15 protein-coding genes and 2 pseudogenes are annotated in these 17,242 nt (G+C 42.6%); 13 read left to right on the forward strand and 4 right to left on the reverse strand.

The features are described from left to right. Positions 1–2: 2 nt before the first annotated feature. On the forward strand, positions 3–1,544 hold the full coding sequence (locus F0251_RS00765; protein WP_171730122.1) for a sodium/solute symporter: 1,542 nt from the start codon (positions 3–5) through the stop codon (positions 1,542–1,544). A 26-nt stretch (positions 1,545–1,570) separates the two neighbouring features. Further along, positions 1,571–2,941 (forward strand): L-serine ammonia-lyase, encoded by a 1,371-nt coding sequence (locus tag F0251_RS00770; RefSeq protein WP_171730123.1) that lies wholly within the window; start codon positions 1,571–1,573, stop codon positions 2,939–2,941. A gap of 113 nt (positions 2,942–3,054) precedes the next feature. Here F0251_RS00770 and F0251_RS00775 read toward each other — a convergent pair whose 3' ends face one another. After that, positions 3,055–3,540, reverse strand: coding sequence for an Lrp/AsnC family transcriptional regulator (locus F0251_RS00775; RefSeq protein ID WP_019825927.1), 486 nt, complete (start codon positions 3,538–3,540; stop codon positions 3,055–3,057). Positions 3,541–3,662: 122 nt separating this feature from the next. Between F0251_RS00775 and F0251_RS00780 the strand changes: the two genes are divergently transcribed. After that, positions 3,663–4,262, forward strand: a complete 600-nt coding sequence (locus F0251_RS00780) for a LysE family translocator (RefSeq protein ID WP_116870247.1) — start codon at positions 3,663–3,665, stop codon at positions 4,260–4,262. A gap of 135 nt (positions 4,263–4,397) precedes the next feature. Here the strand turns inward: F0251_RS00780 and ahpF are convergent, their stop codons facing one another. Continuing rightward, the gene (gene ahpF / locus F0251_RS00785; protein ID WP_116870248.1) at positions 4,398–5,990 is read right to left on the reverse strand and encodes an alkyl hydroperoxide reductase subunit F; all 1,593 of its coding nucleotides are present in this window, start codon (positions 5,988–5,990) and stop codon (positions 4,398–4,400) included. Between the two features lie 212 nt (positions 5,991–6,202). After that, a complete protein-coding gene (gene ahpC, locus F0251_RS00790; RefSeq protein ID WP_008220943.1) occupies positions 6,203–6,760 on the reverse strand; it encodes an alkyl hydroperoxide reductase subunit C in 558 nt (185 codons plus the stop codon). A 460-nt stretch (positions 6,761–7,220) separates the two neighbouring features. Between ahpC and F0251_RS00795 the strand changes: the two genes are divergently transcribed. The 5 genes from F0251_RS00795 to F0251_RS00815 all read left to right on the forward strand — a co-directional run bounded on the left by F0251_RS00795 (position 7,221) and on the right by F0251_RS00815 (position 13,033). Beyond that, positions 7,221–7,712: a VOC family protein gene (locus F0251_RS00795; RefSeq protein WP_059021055.1), complete on the forward strand. Its 492-nt coding sequence runs from the start codon at positions 7,221–7,223 to the stop codon at positions 7,710–7,712. A 307-nt stretch (positions 7,713–8,019) separates the two neighbouring features. Further along, the gene (locus tag F0251_RS00800) at positions 8,020–9,396 is read left to right on the forward strand and encodes a uracil-xanthine permease family protein (RefSeq protein ID WP_116870250.1); all 1,377 of its coding nucleotides are present in this window, start codon (positions 8,020–8,022) and stop codon (positions 9,394–9,396) included. Between the two features lie 242 nt (positions 9,397–9,638). Next, a complete protein-coding gene (locus F0251_RS00805) occupies positions 9,639–11,543 on the forward strand; it encodes a bifunctional UDP-sugar hydrolase/5'-nucleotidase (protein WP_171730124.1) in 1,905 nt (634 codons plus the stop codon). Positions 11,544–11,781: 238 nt separating this feature from the next. Continuing rightward, positions 11,782–12,273, forward strand: coding sequence for a VOC family protein (locus tag F0251_RS00810; protein ID WP_086712273.1), 492 nt, complete (start codon positions 11,782–11,784; stop codon positions 12,271–12,273). A gap of 307 nt (positions 12,274–12,580) precedes the next feature. Beyond that, entirely contained in the window at positions 12,581–13,033 is a 453-nt protein-coding gene (locus F0251_RS00815) for a septal ring lytic transglycosylase RlpA family protein (RefSeq protein ID WP_116870605.1), read from the forward strand. Positions 13,034–13,339: 306 nt separating this feature from the next. Here the strand turns inward: F0251_RS00815 and F0251_RS00820 are convergent, their stop codons facing one another. Then, the gene (locus F0251_RS00820) at positions 13,340–14,164 is read right to left on the reverse strand and encodes a hypothetical protein (RefSeq protein WP_116870251.1); all 825 of its coding nucleotides are present in this window, start codon (positions 14,162–14,164) and stop codon (positions 13,340–13,342) included. A gap of 238 nt (positions 14,165–14,402) precedes the next feature. Between F0251_RS00820 and F0251_RS00825 the strand changes: the two are divergent. The 5 genes and pseudogenes from F0251_RS00825 to F0251_RS00845 form a co-directional block, all read left to right on the forward strand. Continuing rightward, positions 14,403–14,582 (forward strand): annotated as a pseudogene (locus tag F0251_RS00825) (manganese-dependent inorganic pyrophosphatase); the annotation flags it as partial. A 212-nt stretch (positions 14,583–14,794) separates the two neighbouring features. Then, entirely contained in the window at positions 14,795–15,133 is a 339-nt protein-coding gene (locus F0251_RS00830; RefSeq protein ID WP_171730125.1) for a cytosolic protein, read from the forward strand. After that, positions 15,132–15,253 (forward strand): annotated as a pseudogene (locus F0251_RS00835) (manganese-dependent inorganic pyrophosphatase); the annotation flags it as partial. The gene F0251_RS00830 and the pseudogene F0251_RS00835, both read left to right, overlap by 2 nt. Positions 15,254–15,478: 225 nt before the next feature. Next, positions 15,479–15,781: a hypothetical protein gene (locus F0251_RS00840; protein WP_099166422.1), complete on the forward strand. Its 303-nt coding sequence runs from the start codon at positions 15,479–15,481 to the stop codon at positions 15,779–15,781. Then, positions 15,782–17,203, forward strand: coding sequence for a DUF4041 domain-containing protein (locus F0251_RS00845; protein WP_116870253.1), 1,422 nt, complete (start codon positions 15,782–15,784; stop codon positions 17,201–17,203). Positions 17,204–17,242: the final 39 nt, after the last annotated feature.

Consider the following 17,242-nt stretch of genomic DNA (forward strand, 5'->3'; position numbering starts at 1 on the left):
AAATGGTTACGTACTCAAGTTTTGTGGTTATTGCTCTTTATGTGCTAACTACTTTGTTTATCAGCTACTTAGTTAATAGGCGTTATAACGCTGGTGGCGACTTTTCGACTGGTGGAAAACAGTTTGGTTGGTTTACGGCAGGTGTGTCGATTCTTGCAACCTACATCAGCGCAATGACGTTCGTTGGTATGCCGGGCTGGGTTTATAGCTCAGGTATGGAAGCGATGAGTGTTCATCTTAATTACCCAATAGTGATCTTTTTCGCTGTGGTTTTCTTTGTTCCTGTGTTTTACAAGCTCGGCTTGACCTCTATCTATGAATACCTAGAGCACCGCTTTGGCGTTGTTGCTCGCACGATCAATTCGATTGTGTTTATTGTGGTTCAGTGCATTTCGGCTGGAGTGATTCTGTATGCGGTTGCCCTGATCTTGGTGCAAGTGCTACCGATAGGCATCTCAGAGGCGATTATCTACATCAGTTTGTTCACCGCGTTATACACCTATGCCGGTGGTATCTCGACAGTAATATGGACTGACATGCTTCAGTCAGCAGTGCTGATTATTGGCAGCATTGCGATTTTTGGTTTATTGCTGATGAAGATTGATGCGGGTGAGGCGCTGTCTCCAGAGCATCTAGAGATCATCAACCTTGATTTCGACTTGGGTGTTGATACCACATTGTGGGCAGGTTTAGTTGCTGTGAGCTTCTTACACCTGAGTGTATATGGTACTAACCAATTGATTATTCAAAGAACACTCGCGACTAAGTGTGTTAAAACCGCACAAAAATCCATGCTGCTTTGCGGCTATGGCGCGTTCTTTGTTTATCTGTTCTTTGCTGTGATGGGCGTGTTACTGAGCGTTTTTTATCAAGACAGCAGTTTTGAGAACAGCAACGAAGTGATCCTCGATTTTGTTTTCAACCACACCAACCCAATCATTGTTGGTTTGGTGATTTCGGCTCTTTCTGCTGCGGCAATGTCGACACTGGATTCGACGTATAACTCAATGGCAACCGTGGCAACGTTCGATTTTTATAAGCGCTTTTTCCGTAAATCAGCTTCCGATACACATTACGAATCGGTAGCAAGAAAAATGAGCCTGGTCGCTGCGGCTTCGGTTGTTGTGCCTGCATTACTGGCGGTCTCGAATGAATCTGTACTCAAAACGATTGCTAGCTTAACTTCGATTTTTGTCGGTATTCGCCTTGGCTCTTTCATCCTAGGTTTGTTCTTCAAGCGAGCGAATGAAAAAGGGGTGATTGCAGGCAGTATCGGTAGTGTCGTAGTGGTATTTATTGCCAAATACAGTGGCATCTCTTGGCCTTGGTTTGCCTTGATTGGCACGGTGGTTTTCTTAGTGTTAGGTGTTGTTGTGAGCCATTTCTGGGGAGAGGTGACACAACAGCAAAACGAATTTATCGCCAAGCAAAAGCACTTGTTCGCTAAGCCTACCGCGAGTCATTACGGCTTGTTGGTCTTTGCTGTTGTGACGATCGCTGCTTGTATTGTTATCCCTGATTGGCTTTATGCCGCTCTTTCTTAATTGACCGATTCTTTACTGGTATAACTATGTTATCGATCTTTGATATCTACAAAATTGGTGTGGGGCCATCGAGCTCACACACTAACGGCCCAATGATTGCGGGTTTCCATTTCACTCAATTAATCGCAGACAGAATCACAGAGGTGGTTCGTGTTCAGGTCGATCTTTATGGTTCGTTATCGTTAACCGGAATAGGTCACCATACCGATAGAGCGACCATTTTGGGTTTGCTTGGTAATAAGCCAGACACGATTAAGATCACTAGCGCTAATGAAGCGATGCGACGCGCTATCGACAGTGGTGAAATGCAATTGAGTGGCAGCCACGCGATTGGCTTTAACTACCAAACCGACATGCTCTTTCACGAAGACAATCTGCCCCTGCATGAAAACGGCATGATGATTACCGCGTTTGATCAAGCTAGAAAGGTAATTGTCGATGAAACCTACTACTCGATTGGTGGTGGTTTTATCGCAACTGCAGATGAGCTGCAAAACGGCACCAAAACTCAATCAGTCGAGGTGGCTTACCCTTTCAAGAATGCCGATGAAATGCTTAAACAAGCTGAAGACAACGGCATGAGCCTAGGTGGAATGATTCTGAAAAATGAGTCGGCCTTCCAAGATTCTGATGCGATTGCAGAAAAGGCAGACCAGATCTGGCGCGTGATGTCGCGTTGTATGGAACGTGGTTTTGAGACTGAAGGTATTCTAGATGGCGGTTTGAACGTCACTCGCCGTGCGCCAAACCTATTGAAAAAGCTAGAAGCGAATGCAGCCGTTGAAAACGACCCGATGGAAATCATGGATTGGATTAACTTGTTTGCCTTTGCCGTGAGTGAAGAAAACGCGGCTGGTGGTCAAGTAGTTACATCTCCAACCAATGGCGCGGCGGGCGTGATTCCTGCGGTATTGATGTATTACCATCGCTTTATTAAAGAGTTGGATACCAAGCAGCTCAAAGACTTCTTAGCTGTATCGGGTGCGATTGGTATTTTGTACAAAACCAACGCTTCGATTTCGGGGGCCGAAGTAGGGTGCCAAGGAGAGGTGGGCGTTTCATCTTCTATGGCGGCTGCAGGTTTAACTGCCCTGCGCGGTGGTAGTAATGAGCAGATTTGTATTGCTGCAGAGATTGCGATGGAACATTCACTCGGTATGACATGTGACCCAATTGGTGGCTTAGTACAAGTACCGTGTATTGAACGAAATGCTATGGGTGCGATGAAGGCGATTAATGCGTCTCGCATGGCATTGAAACGCAATAGCAAATCTTTGATATCGTTGGATAAGGTCATCGCGACCATGTATCAAACGGGTAAAGACATGAACAAGAAATATCGTGAAACGTCACTCGGTGGTTTAGCCTTGATCCATCTAGCTCACCCTTGTGAATAGAAAGCGTAATTAAACGATATTCGTTTCAAACAAAGCCCAGCCCCTAAGTTTCAGAAACCTAGGGAGCTGGGCTTGTGTTTTGCTGAAAGAAAAGGGCTACCAGGAGAAGTGAACTAGTCCTCAAGAGGAAGTTGATAGCTGTTTTTTAATTCTTTCACTGAGATGTTGGATTGAATGGCACTCACGCCTTTCACTCGTCTGATCGAGCTAATACGCTCAAAGTACTCTTCTAAATCTTTTGCTAATACTTGCACCATGTAGTCTGCACCGCCTGCGATACAGTGACACATAGGAATCCAATCGGTAACGGCAACAAACTCTTCGAATGGTTCTGTGTTTTCAACTTCGTGGTTACCCAGCGTGACTAAGGTAAAACCTGCCACATGAAAGCCTAATTTCTTACGATTCAGCTTGGCGGCATAACCGTCGATATAGCCTGTCTCTTCCATACGTTTCCATCGGCGCCAGCAAGGGGTTTCGCTGAGGTTTACCTTCTCGGCGAGCTTACTGTTACTCATGCGCCCGTCTTGTTGAATATGTCCTAAGATAGCGATATCTGTGTCATCTAACACTTCTTTAGTGGATTCTTTCTGTTTCATGGTTATTTTGGAAAAGTCTCGCTCAAATTTGGATTAATATTAGCCTATATAGCAATTTAATTCCTAGTCGAATCTGTAAACTCTCTCCCTATAAATACTTTACTTATTAGGAGTGAGAGGAAATGAGCTCTCAATTAATGCTGGCGTTCTTGCTATTTTCAACATCAATTGCAATTACACCTGGGGCAGGCAATATCGCATTACTTGGGATTTCAAGTCGTTATGGATTTGCTGCGACTTTACCTTTTATCTCTGGGAACGCTGTTGGCATCATCATCGTACTGGCGGGTTCCAGTGTCGGTTTGGTGAGCCTGTTCACTCTTTACCCAGAGCTATACAACATTTTGAAGTACGCAGGTGCGGCTTATTTGTTGTTCATGGCGTGGTCGATTGCCAATATGCAAATCGAAGAGAGTACTACCGATAACCGTTCGGGCTTTGTGTCAGGTGTGTTGGTTCAGGTGTTGAACCCCAAAGGTTGGATTGCTTCGTTAACTGTGTTTTCTCAGTTCATCACTCCGAACGCAGACTATCTGATTCAAGTGGTGACCATTATTGCAGGCATGGTGATCACGGGCGTACCGTGCATGTTGGTGTGGGCGTATTGCGGTACGATGCTTAAAAAGCTGCTTCAATCACCAAAACAGATGATGGTGGTAAACCGTTGTTTGGGCGGAAGCCTCGCACTAGTGGTTGCCTTTATGCTTTATCAACCAGCATAAAAATTACAACGAAAAAAACCACTCCTAAATCCATAGGAGTGGTGTCTAAATATCGACAAAGTCGTTAACAATAATGGGTAAGTTAATAATAACTAATAAGTTAACAAGAACACTTAAGGAATTTTGTTTACAAGATTAAGCGGTTTCAGCCTCTTTAACAGGAGCTGAGTTACGAATTAGGTGGTCAAATGCGCCTAGACTTGCTTTCGCACCTTCACCCATCGCAATGATGATCTGCTTGTAAGGTACTGTTGTTACATCGCCTGCTGCGAACACACCTTTCATCGATGTTGCGCCATGAGCGTTAATCTCAATCTCACCGCGTGGTGAAAGCTCAACCTTCGAACCTTTCAACCATTCGCTGTTCGGCATTAGACCGATTTGAACGAAGATACCCGCAAGCTCAATCTGTTTAAGCTCTTCAGTGTTGCGGTCTTTGTATTCCAGACCTGTTACGCGGTTTCCATCACCCAACACTTGTGTGGTTTGAGCCATTTTGATGATTTCGATGTTTGGTGTTGCGTTCGCTTTATCAATAAGTACTTGGTCAGCGCGTAGCGTGTCTGCAAATTCAAGTACGGTTACGTGTTCCACAATGCCTGCTAGGTCAATAGCGGCTTCAATACCTGAGTTACCACCGCCGATAACGGCTGTTTTCTTGCCTTTGAACAGTGGGCCGTCACAGTGTGGGCAGTAAGCCACGCCTTTGTTACGGTATTCTTGTTCACCCGGAACGTTCATTTCACGCCAGCGTGCACCTGTACTTGTGATAACAGAGCGAGCTCGTAGTGTTGCGCCACTCTCTAATTCAACGTGGATGTAGCCGTCTTTTGTGTCTTCTGCAGCAATGATGTTTGCAGCGCGCTGCTCAGTCATTACTTCAACACCGTACTCTTTTACGTGCTCTTCTAAGCTAGCCACTAGCTTAGGACCTGTTGTCGCTTTCACTGAGATAAAGTTCTCAATTGCCATGGTATCCATTACCTGACCACCAAATCGGTCAGCAACCACACCTGTACGAATGCCTTTACGTGCTGCATAAATTGCTGCTGAAGAACCTGCTGGGCCACCACCCACAACTAACACGTCAAATGGTGCTTGTTGATTTAGGTTTGCTGCTTTCTTTTCCGCTGCACCTGAGTCTACTTTATTAAGGATCTCAGCCAGTGACATACGGCCTTGACCGAATAGTTCACCATTAATGAACACGCTTGGTACTGCCATGATATCGCGAGATTTCACTTCCTCTTGGAATGCTGCGCCATCAATCATGGTGGTCTTAATCAACGGGTTAATCGCTGACATCATGTTGAATGCCTGAACCACTTCTGGACAGTTCTGGCACGATAGTGAGATGAAAATTTCTACATTCAGCTCTTGATCTAATTCTTTAATTTGCTCGATTACGTCAGCTTCAAGCTTGATTGGGTGACCGCCACTGTGAAGCAGTGCCAGTACAAGAGACGTGAACTCGTGACCCATTGGTAAACCGGCGAAACCGATCGCTGTGCCTTTTTCTTGGTTCACTACCTGCATGATAGGGCTGCGCGTGCTTGCGCTATCATCGCGTGTTACTTCAATTTTGTCCGTTAAAGACGCGATGTCGTTTGCTAGGTTTTGGAGTTTGTTTGCGGTATCGCTGTCATCTAGGCTCAGCACTAACTGAACATTGGTTTTTAGGTTTTCTAGGTATGCTTTTAGCTGCTGCTTCATTGCTTGATCTAACATAATCGTGCCTGCTCTTAAATTCTGTGTCTTGGTATTGACCAATACCTTCTTGCTGAAAAAGGAAAATAAAAAGGGGGCGCAAGTCGGCAAATATTGTGGTTTTGATGGTTTGAAAGGGTGGCGCGCAACTGCCCTTTAGGAGGGAGGCCGAAGCGCGCCTGTAGAACCGTTTTATTTGTTCTTTTTAGCTATTCTTGTTAGCTAGGCTTAGATTAAATCTTACCTACTAGGTCTAGAGATGGTGCTAGTGTCTCTTCGCCTTCTTTCCATTTAGCTGGGCAAACTTCACCTGGGTTAGCCGCTACGTATTGTGCTGCTTTAACCTTGCGTAGTAGGTCTTCAGCGTCACGACCGATACCTTCAGCAGTGATTTCCATTGCTTGGATAACGCCTTCTGGGTCGATTAGGAACGTAGCACGGTCTGCTAGGCCTTGACCTTCACGCATTACGTTGAAGTTGTTTGTGATAGTGCCTGTTTGGTCACCTACCATGAAGTATTCGATAGTGCCGATTTTGTCAGAAGTATCGTGCCATGCTTTGTGAGAGAAGTGAGTGTCAGTTGATACTGAGTAAACTTCTACACCGCGAGATTGAAGCTCTGCGTATTTTTCTTGTAGGTCAACTAGCTCAGTTGGACATACGAAAGTGAAGTCTGCTGGGTAGAAGAAGAATACTGCCCACTTGCCTTTAACGTCTTGCTCAGTGATTTCTACGAATTCGCCGTTTTTGAATGCTGTTGCGTTGAATGGTTTGATTTCTGTGTTGATCATGTTTTGACTCTCTTTCTAATTTGTAGTGTTTAACGCTATCCCGCGTCGATGGAGATATATTGCATTGGCACCGAAAATTAGTGAAATCGGACATTTCTATAGATTCAATAGGTGATTCCTATCTTCGAAAGGAGAAAGCTATCAACAAAAACGATTAACAAAAGCCATCAAACATCAGCAATACTCGATTTGAGTGGCTATGCTCTTTAGGTTGTTCTCTATATTGGGCTGACCTCCTGCTAATGTGGGCGTCTATTTATAGTGTGAGCATGTATGTAGATAGCGTTTCTTTAAGTGAGCCGAGATCCTATTTTAATCTGGGAATAACAAAAAATTATCATTAATATAAATTATGATAATTTCAGTTAATCGCAATCTCTCCCTATACTCTTTTCATCGAAACGAGATACTGAAGTTAGACTTCGAAAAGCACAGAATAAAAAACGAATTGGAGAAAGTTATGAAAATGAATCACGTAGGCATCATGGTTGGCGATATGGACCAGGCAGTAGAGTTTTACACTAAGGCTCTAGGTCTAAGAGTTGTAATGAACAACACCAAAGTGATGGAAGAACGCGAATCAGCAATTGGCCGTATGTGTATCGCTGTATTTGGTGAAGGCTTCAAAGGTTTCAACATTGCTCACCTAGTCACATCTGATGGCATCGGTGTTGAGATGTTCGAAATGGTTGACCGTGAAGAGCGTCATAAGGTTGATTTCTCTCGTCTAGGTATCTTCCATTTCTGTCTGCAGCTTCCAAAAGAGCAATTTCATTCAGCTATTAAACGCGTTGAAGAGTTTGGCGGTAAAGTACGTATGGATATTCACCGTTACCACCCAGAAGACGAGCTAAAACAAGCACAAATGGTTTACCTAGAAGACCCGTTTGGCAACCTGTTCGAATTCTACTCTCACTCATACGAAGATACGTACGCGACAGATTACGAGTAATAGACGTCATCTACCTGTCGTAAGGTAGAAAAACCGAAACACCCCCCTAAAGAGGATTGGTAGAGATACCAATCCTTTTTTTGTGCCTGCGATATTCGGGTAGAGGTTACAGATAAACCAGGTCAAAGGATTGCTTTGTGTTCTCTGTTTGCACTAAAACGAGCCGACAATGTTGCTTTACAGTGCAGCATTGGCTTAAGAATAAACTTAACTGATTGATAAACATGATGTTAAACCATTGGCATATATGTTGCTGTATTGCCCTTATGTAAATTGTATACAATAAAAAATACATAAAGGAAGTCACATGGAACAGAACAGTGAATTGATCTACGGATTAGACGATCGACCATCAGTCAGAGCAGCCAGCTACGCGGCGCTGCAGCATGTATTAGCCAGCTTTGTTGGCATTATCACACCCACGCTCATTATTGGTGGTGTCCTTGGATTGGGTGAGCACATTCCCTACCTGATCAGCATGGCACTCATGGTGTCTGGCGTCGGTACCTTCATCCAAGCCAGAAAAATAGGCCCAGTTGGTGCAGGCATGATCTGTGTTCAAGGAACCAGCTTTGCGTTTTTAGGTTCAGTATTAGGCGCGGGTTTTCTGGTTAAAGCGAATGGAGGCGGGCCGGATGAAATGCTCGCCACCATTTTCGGCGTCTGCTTCTTTGGTGCATTTGTTGAAATCGTCCTATCGCGCTTTATCGAAAAACTCAAGGTCGTTATCACGCCCGTTGTCACCGGAATCGTTATCACGACGATAGGTATCTCTTTGATTAAAGTAGGTGTTACTGATATTGCGGGTGGTGTTGGCGCGGAAGACTTTGGCTCTGGAAGTAACCTGCTTCTGGGTGCGATTGTGCTCGGAACCATAGTGGCACTTAACCTAAGCAACAACACCATGGTTAGGCTGTCGTCTATTTTGGTCGGTTTGGTTGTAGGATGGGGCGTTGCTATTTTGATGGGCAAAGCGCCCATGGTTTCTTTTGCATCTCAACCGTTATTGAGTATTCCTATCCCATTTAAATATGGTTTTGCTTTTGATTGGCAAGCCTTTTTACCTATTGCTTTTATCTACTTGATTACCGTGATTGAAACGACGGGTGACCTTACCGCTAACAGCATGTTCTCAGGGCAACCAGTTAAGGGGCCAAAATACATCAATCGACTCAAGGCTGGCGTGCTAGGTGATGGTGTGAACTCGCTTATCGCAGCAGTATTTAATACCTTTCCAAACACGACTTTCAGCCAGAACAATGGTGTGATTCATTTTACCGGAATCGCAAGTCGCTACATTGGCTACTTCATTGCGGCGATTCTTTTTCTATTGGGTCTATTTCCCATCTTAGGCGCGGTATTAATGACGATTCCAAAACCAGTATTAGGCGGGGCAACCTTGGTGATGTTCGGTACGGTTGCCGCTGCGGGTATCAAAATTATTGCCAATGAAAAGTTGGATCGCCGAAGAATCATGACGATCGCTATCTCATTAGGCTTGGGGCTTGGAGTAATGCTAGTGCCTGACTTGTTGAAAGAAGCCCCCAAGCTAGCGCAAAGTATATTTGGCTCACCAGTAACGATGTCGGGCATCGCTGCCCTTGTGATTACTGGGCTGATGTCTCTGGTACCTGAAAACAAAACTAAGCCGATGACGAATTCGGTACAAACCAGTAAAGCGTAGTGGTTTGACTAGAGTTTAAATTGGCACGTTTAAACAGAGCCACATTACTTGATATGTGGCTCTTTCTATTTACCTGTTAGTGTGGCTCGCATAGTTACATAAGCTGTTTTAAGGTTGTCATCAGTCACGTTTATTTGAAATATCAAGAGCTTGTATCACTGAAAATATGACACTAGTCACTCATAAGGTAGACGCAATTCTATATGGTGGCGTCATACTATATCCACCATGTGAACATGCAGATGAAAAGACAACTATTATCCAGTGCAATCCTACTTTCTCTTACTTTTCCTACCTTTGCCGCTGACGGTGACATACACGACGTCACGATACTTGGCACTTCAGATATCCATGGTCATTTTATGGCGTGGGACTACGCGTCAGATAAACTCAACACTCGTGGCAGCTTAAGCCAAATAGCAACGAAAGTGGGTGATATCCGCGAAGAGCAGTCGAACATTATCCTCGTTGATGCTGGTGATACCATTCAAGGTAACTTCGTAGAAACATTTAAAGATGATCCCGTTGACCCAATGATGCTTGGCTTCAACCACATGAAATATGATGTGTGGGTTTTAGGCAATCATGAATTCGACTTCGGCCTTAAAACGCTCAACAGAGCTGTTACTCAATTTAAGGGTCAGTCTTTAGGCGGCAACATCAAGAACAAAAACGGAAACCCATTCCTACCGGGTTACACCATTCTAGAACGCGGTGGAGTTAAGATCGGTGTGATTGGGATGGACACCCCAATGACAGAGGTCTTTGCACAAGGTACCAACCGTTTAGAAGGCGTCACTTTCACTAACCCGACACTGGAAGTGAAGAAAATAATCAAAGAGATCGATGACCAAGTCGATGCGATCGTATTGGTTGCACACATGGGTATTGAAAACGAAAATGACATCGCGAATACAGGTGTCACCGACATTGCGAATGCTAACCCAGAGCTTGATGCCATTGTTGCGGGTCACATGCATACTCGTATTGATAAGGCGGTTGTGAATGGGGTGATTATTACCGAACCAGACAAGTATGGCCGAGCTCTGTCTCGTATCGACCTCCAATTTGAAGAGCGCGATGGCAAATTCACACTAGTGAACAAAGACAGCTTCACCTACAAGATTAATGGCGTTGATTCCGATGAAGATATGGACGCGCTATACCAGCCGTATCACAAACAACTTCGAGAAATGGCGAACCGACCTGTGGCTCAGCTAACTGGCGTTGACTTAGTTCCTGAAAATGAAATCCGCGGTATCCCTCAAGTTCATATTCAAGACACCGGTATTAGTGCGTTATACCAAGAAGCGAGCTTCTTCTATGCACCAAAAGCTAATGTCATCGCACTCCAAATTGATAATGACAATGCAGAGCTGGATGTTGGTCCGATTAAAGCCAAAGACATCGCTTATAACTATCAATATGCTGGTGGAGAAATCACGGTTTACCAGATGACAGGTAAAGAACTTAAAACCTACATGGAATGGTCTGCTGGCTATTTCAACTCGGTACAGCCTGGTGATGTCACTTATAGTTTTAATCCAGAACGCAGAGCATCTAAATATTCGACTAATGATTTCTTTGCGGGCGTGACTTATACCATTGATCTAACTCAGCCTGCAGGTAAACGTATTACTAACCTTGAGTTCGCTGATGGCACACCTGTTACCGATGAAACTGAAATCCGAATTGGTATGAATAGCTATCGAATGGGTCACCTCACTAAAAAAGGTGGTGTTCTAGAAGGTGAATCATTCCCTGTATTGTTTGATACAGAGGCAGAGTATGGTGAGGAAGCGGGCACAATTCGTAATATGACCATCAAGTATCTAACAGAAGAAAAGAATGGTCAGTATGAAGGGAAGCCTCAACAACGTTGGACACTCTCTGGTTTGGATAGCCGTTACAGCGAACAACGTGAGATCGTGAAATCATTGATAAATGATGAAGTTATCTCAATCCCAACAAGCAACGATGGCCGCTATACGAATATCGCTTCAATCAATGTACAAGGTCTGATGTTCGACACCGATGAGGCTAAACAAGCAGCCATAACAGCACGTAAAAACAAACTGACGCAAGCGACCGAGCAAGAAGGAATGCAGATCAAACGTGAGATCACACTCATTGAAGCACTAAATTAACGTCTTATAGATACCATTAACAATCGTTCATATGATTTATGTGCCCCAAGAGCAAAAGCTCTTGGGGCACATGTTCGTTAATATAGACCTCAAGAAATAAATGATAACAATAAATTATTATTAACATAAATTATGATAATTTTAATTAATCTATTTATCTCCATATACTCTCTCCATCGAAACGAAATACAGAAGCTAAGCTTCGAAAGTACAGAATTAAAAAGAATTGGAGAAAGTTATGAAAATGAATCACGTAGGCATCATGGTTGGCGATATGGACCAAGCAGTAGAGTTTTACACGAAAGCGCTAGGTCTAAGAATCGTAATGAACAACACTAAAGTGATGGAAGAGCGTGAATCAGCAATCGGCCGTATGTGTATTGCTGTGTTTGGCGAAGGCTTCAAAGGCTTCAACATTGCTCACCTAGTAACTTCAGACGGTATCGGTGTTGAGCTATTCGAAATGGTTGACCGTGAAGAGCGCCATAACGTTGATTTCTCTCGTCTAGGTATCTTCCACTTCTGTCTACAGCTTCCAAAAGAGCAATTTGATTCAGCTATCAAACGTGTAGAAGAGTTTGGCGGTAAAGTTCGTATGGACATTCACCGTTACCACCCAGAAGACGAGCTAAAACAAGCACAAATGGTTTACCTAGAAGACCCGTTTGGCAACCTATTCGAATTCTACTCTCACTCATATGAAGATACGTACGCGACAGATTACGAGTAATCGCGTTACTGCCTTCCATAAGGTAGAAAAACCGAAACACTCCCTAAAGAGGATTGGTAGAGATACCAATCCTCTTTTGTGTTTGGATGATTGGCTGGGTGACTTATCTACATCAAGTGTTCAAGAAAGATACAGATTTAAGGTGTTGTTAAATTTGACGTTTCTAAGATAAAACCTTTCATGGATATGACGGAAGAAAGCGTACTTCATGAAAACATTGTGCATTCATACCGGATGGTAGCCTTTGCTGAGCAGTGACTATACTCAGCATTGTATGGTGAACCAAAACACAACGAAAACAGAGAAAATGCACAGATTAGCGCACCCAAGTTACATGAAAAAACTACATATCATCTTTACTGCTCTCATTCTTATGATATTAGCCGGATGTACCTCAACGTCGGCGGTCGGCAGTTCTAAAACAAAGGAATATGCCAAGTCACATGCTTTGACTGGTCAAGCCTCTTGGTATGGTGATAAGTTCCATGGCAAGCTCACAGCAAGTGGTGAGACGTATAATATGAATGCTTACACGGCAGCGCATAAAACCTTACCCTTCGGCACTATCGTGAGAGTGACTAATACAGACAATAACAAGTCTGTTGATGTGAAAATTAACGATAGAGGCCCCTACGTAAAAGGCCGAGTGATTGACCTGTCTCACAAAGCATTTGCAAAAATTGGCAACGTTAAGCAAGGCACAGTTCCTGTCAGAATCGAGATTGTTGATGACAGCAATACCTTTAGGTACAAACATTAACCCCCTCCGAATCTCCCTTTAGTCCATATCTTTGCTTCTTTATCGATTGCAGAAAGGAGTGAAAAAAATCAAAGATTAAAGGCGTAGAGACACATTGCTACTTTTTAATTAAAGGCTGCTTTTGCAGCCTTTTTTTGACGTCTCCTACTATCGTTATTGAATACTAATAGGTATGCAAAATTAGCGGTGGAGAGCTAGTATCGAGGGGGAAAATCGCGTTAGTCAAAAGCTTTAGGCTAATGTGTACTAAGTGTTGCTATGGTCATAACCCCTTTTTGCATTGTCGAATGTTATGTCGGAGTTATGCTAGTCATTGGCAATGTCAAGAATACTTTTTTTGGTTTTCTCCAATACATCTTTGTTATACGTAGTGCTTCCTTGTGAATTAGCCTCATAAGCATAGGAAAACGCATAAACCACTTTTGAACCACCGCGATATGGGAATACTGATAACGCCAAATTAGTATTCTCGTTATCAGTCATAGGTAGTTTAAAAATTTCAGCTTTTTCAATATCAAAGCCTTTAACGTCTTCTTTATGGCTAACTTTTGTCAATATTCTTGAGTAGTTAGCAAAAACATCTTCACTCTTAAATTTTGCGTTAAACTCATCTTTAACCCAATCAGACTTTTTGATTATTGGGTTAATGTTTTTGCAGATATGGTTGAGGTTTTTAACAACAGTATCTCCAGAGAGGTATTCCTTACTTATACTCACTCTAAAAGTTGCTATGTCGTGGTACATTGAAGGGCACTTAAGCGTAACCTTATAATTATCTCTTTCCTCATCTATCATAACGTTGTAGTTAGCTACTTTTTCATCAACAAGACCCTCGTAGTTGTCATAATGAATAACTGTAATTAGTTCCTCTGAAATACTAGCTCCCATCCCTCGCGATCTTGAATTACGATGATAAACATCGTGAACTATGGACTCATTTTTGATTGCTGAATGTAAAGCTGAGTAAATGTCAGCTTTACTAATGTTTCCACCGTTCTTACTAAAAACGAAATGCCTCTCTTGCTCACCATTAAACGAGACATTTTGATTTACAGACTCACCGACAACAGAAGAACACCCGCTTGCGGCTACGATTAAGGGTAAAGCAACAAAAACATTTTTCTTGTACATAAGATCTCTTAAATGGATATAAAATAAAAAAGTCTTTATACATTGATGCTCTTGGTGTTACACTAGTTTCATATTGATGAGTGTCATTATTGCTAAGCTCAGCACACATTAAAAATTCAGTTGCATACTATTCTTACAATGTGTGGAGAGAATCAGTGATAAAAGCAACTTTCAAGGAAACTTAAGCGCAATAAAGAGCATTTAATCAATATGAGCCATAACTAAATTAGATACTCTTATCACCGCAGACACTAAGAACGAAGAAGCAAATCTACTGTGGGTAGATGAAAGCGACTATAAAGCCATTAAATCAGCTTTCAATGCTGAACCAACTAGCTACATGCTGACTTTGGAAGGTGTTACTTCTCGTAAACTCCGGATTGGTCCTGCGGTGCAAAAGGCAATTGATATCTTTTAGAGAGTAAGGTTCGTTCTTTTATTAAATCACTGCTTAGTGGGGTTGGTTGATGTAGCAACCCTTCGTTTTAGGGCTCCAACTTAGGTGCGACAAGAGCGTATTCTAAATAGATTGATAGAAAGGCATCGAGTGCCTCTGTGATAACGCAATCTCTACTCCTCTTAGCCTCAGATAGCGATAGAATCCCTGCATCAGAATTACTGAGAAACTCTATGTTTATCCATCAAGTTAATGACATCGACTGGCTAGTTATTACCGCTTTTGAAGAACTGAAAACTATGTTTATCGAAGATGCAGGCAGGCTCCCTCGTTGCTTCTCTGTCGCTAGCGAATTGAGCCTGATTGATCAAGCCAAGCGCGCTTATGGATATTTACCTCCACTCCGCGGTGTAATCACCGATACCGGCACTTTTCAAAGCCCGGATAATGAAGAAGATTTGAATCCTCAGCTTGCCTGCTTAGTTGAAGGGCGTGGTCGAGTGCTTATCTATCACGGAGGCTTTGTCGCTTTTGTGGATGATGAGCAAACCTTCATTACCCGGATGGATTGAAGCTATCAAATCGGCTTTCAATGCTGAACCAACAAGCGACATGTTAACTCTGGAGAGCGTCATTTCTCGTGTAAGCGTCAGATTGATACTATGGTTCAAAAGGTAATTGAGAGCTTGTAAGTAGTAAGAGAATTTGGGGGAGGGATTGGTAGAGATACCAATCCCTTTTTGTTTTTGGGGAGAGCTAAAGCCAAACATTATTATAGTGTGAGCAATCACGTTAATTTGATAATGGAACCGTGTTGTTTAGTGCGCCTGAATATCAAACTTGATGTGTATTAAAGATTAAATGTCAGTTTGTGTTAATGTTCGGTCATCAGCATCTATATGGTATACGGTGAAGTTTTGGCTAGACGTGGTAGCGGCTTAAGAACAGCGATTAGAGTTGTTAAAGCTATAGATAAAGCAAATAAGCGTTCTATACGGGAATCTGAAAAGCGGCGTAAGGCAGCTGAACGTGAAGAATTACGAGTTGAGCGTGAAAGGATACGCCGGTTAAAAGACGTCGAGCGAACCGAGAAAAAGAGAGCCTCAGAAGTAAAAAGAGCGTTTAAAGAGTCCTTGGTTGAAGCGAAAGATGAATACAACGATCGCTGTCTTGAACGATCTTCATTAAGAAAACAATTTATCAAAGAGGTTTTAAAGTAAATGGATAAAAATTTACTAATAGTTGTCGTTTCAGCCGCGGTGTTAATTATTTTGACCTATATCCTAACTAAAAGTAGTGCCAACAAAAAAGTAGCGGAATATAAGTCAATCGATGAGGCGCTTAAGCTCATAAAAGACGAACTACACGTGGTGAAGACTGAATCTGAACAAGCCTCGAGAGAACTAGGTTCTATATTCAATGAGACTGAATCGTTGAGGGCTCTTCAGAAAAATGAGAATACAATTGCTGAGAGTTTAGCCCAAAAAACAAAAGAACTTGAAGCTGTGGAACTAGGTATCGAGGATGGTAAATCTTCATTTGAGATGAATACTAAGGCTCTTGATGAACTCATGGGCAAGCTTGACTTATATTCTCGAATTGATGAGTACACTTCATGTGGTCATTTTGAAAAGCCACAATATTTGTACGAGACGTCAGTTCGCTATGCTGAAGAAATTAAGGAAGTTAGGCTATCTCAAAAAGAGATGATCAAAGATAAAGCTGCGATTATTTATCCAAGCTACACGGTTATCTCTAATGATGCTGCTTACAATAGAAAAATCTTAGATGCACAAGTTAAGTTAATGCTGACGGCGTTTAATACAGAATGTGACTTCTTAATAGGAAAAGTGTCGCCAAGTAGCTTTGCTCGAACGTTAGAACGCATAGAGAAGCTAGCTAATAATATTGAAAAACTTTGTGCTACTTTTGAATGCGGCTTTAATTTGGACTACATCGAATTAAAATTTGAGGAGTGCAAACTCCAATATCAATATATGCTCAAGAAAGAAGAAGAGCAGATTGAACAGAAATTAATCAAAGAGCAGATTCGTGAAGAACAGCGAGCTATAAAGGAGTTCCAAAAAGCAATTGCTGATGCTGAAAAAGAAGAGAAGATGTATCGCAAGATGCTTGAAAAGGCACGTGAAGAATTAAATGATGCTTCAGATGAAGAGAAAGAGCTCATGGAGCGTCGAATAGCAGAGCTGCAAACTCGACTCGAAGAAGCTGAATCTAAAGAACAACGAGCTAAGAGTATGGCTGAACAAACTAGAAAAGGGCATGTTTACGTGATTAGTAACATCGGCTCATTTGGTGAGGATGTCTATAAAATTGGTTTGACGAGAAGACTTGAGCCAATGGATCGCGTTAAAGAACTAGGGGATGCAAGCGTACCATTCTCTTTTGATGTCCACGCTATGATTTATTCCGATGATGCTCCGGCTTTAGAGGCGGCTTTACATAGAGAGTTTCATACTCAACGTGTAAACGCGGTTAATACCCGCAAAGAGTTTTTCCAGGTTGATTTGGAATCTATACAAGAAGCTGTAGAAAAAATTGCTGGCTTTGAAGCTGAGTTTAAAATGACAGCTCTTGCTGAGGATTATTATGAAAGTTTAAGGCTCCAAGACGCGGCATAAAAAAATAGAGATTACTGTTAACGCATCACTCTTGAAGAT

Origin of the sequence: Vibrio sp. 070316B (genome assembly GCF_013114115.1) — a bacterium.
Classification (GTDB): domain Bacteria; phylum Pseudomonadota; class Gammaproteobacteria; order Enterobacterales; family Vibrionaceae; genus Vibrio; species Vibrio chagasii_B.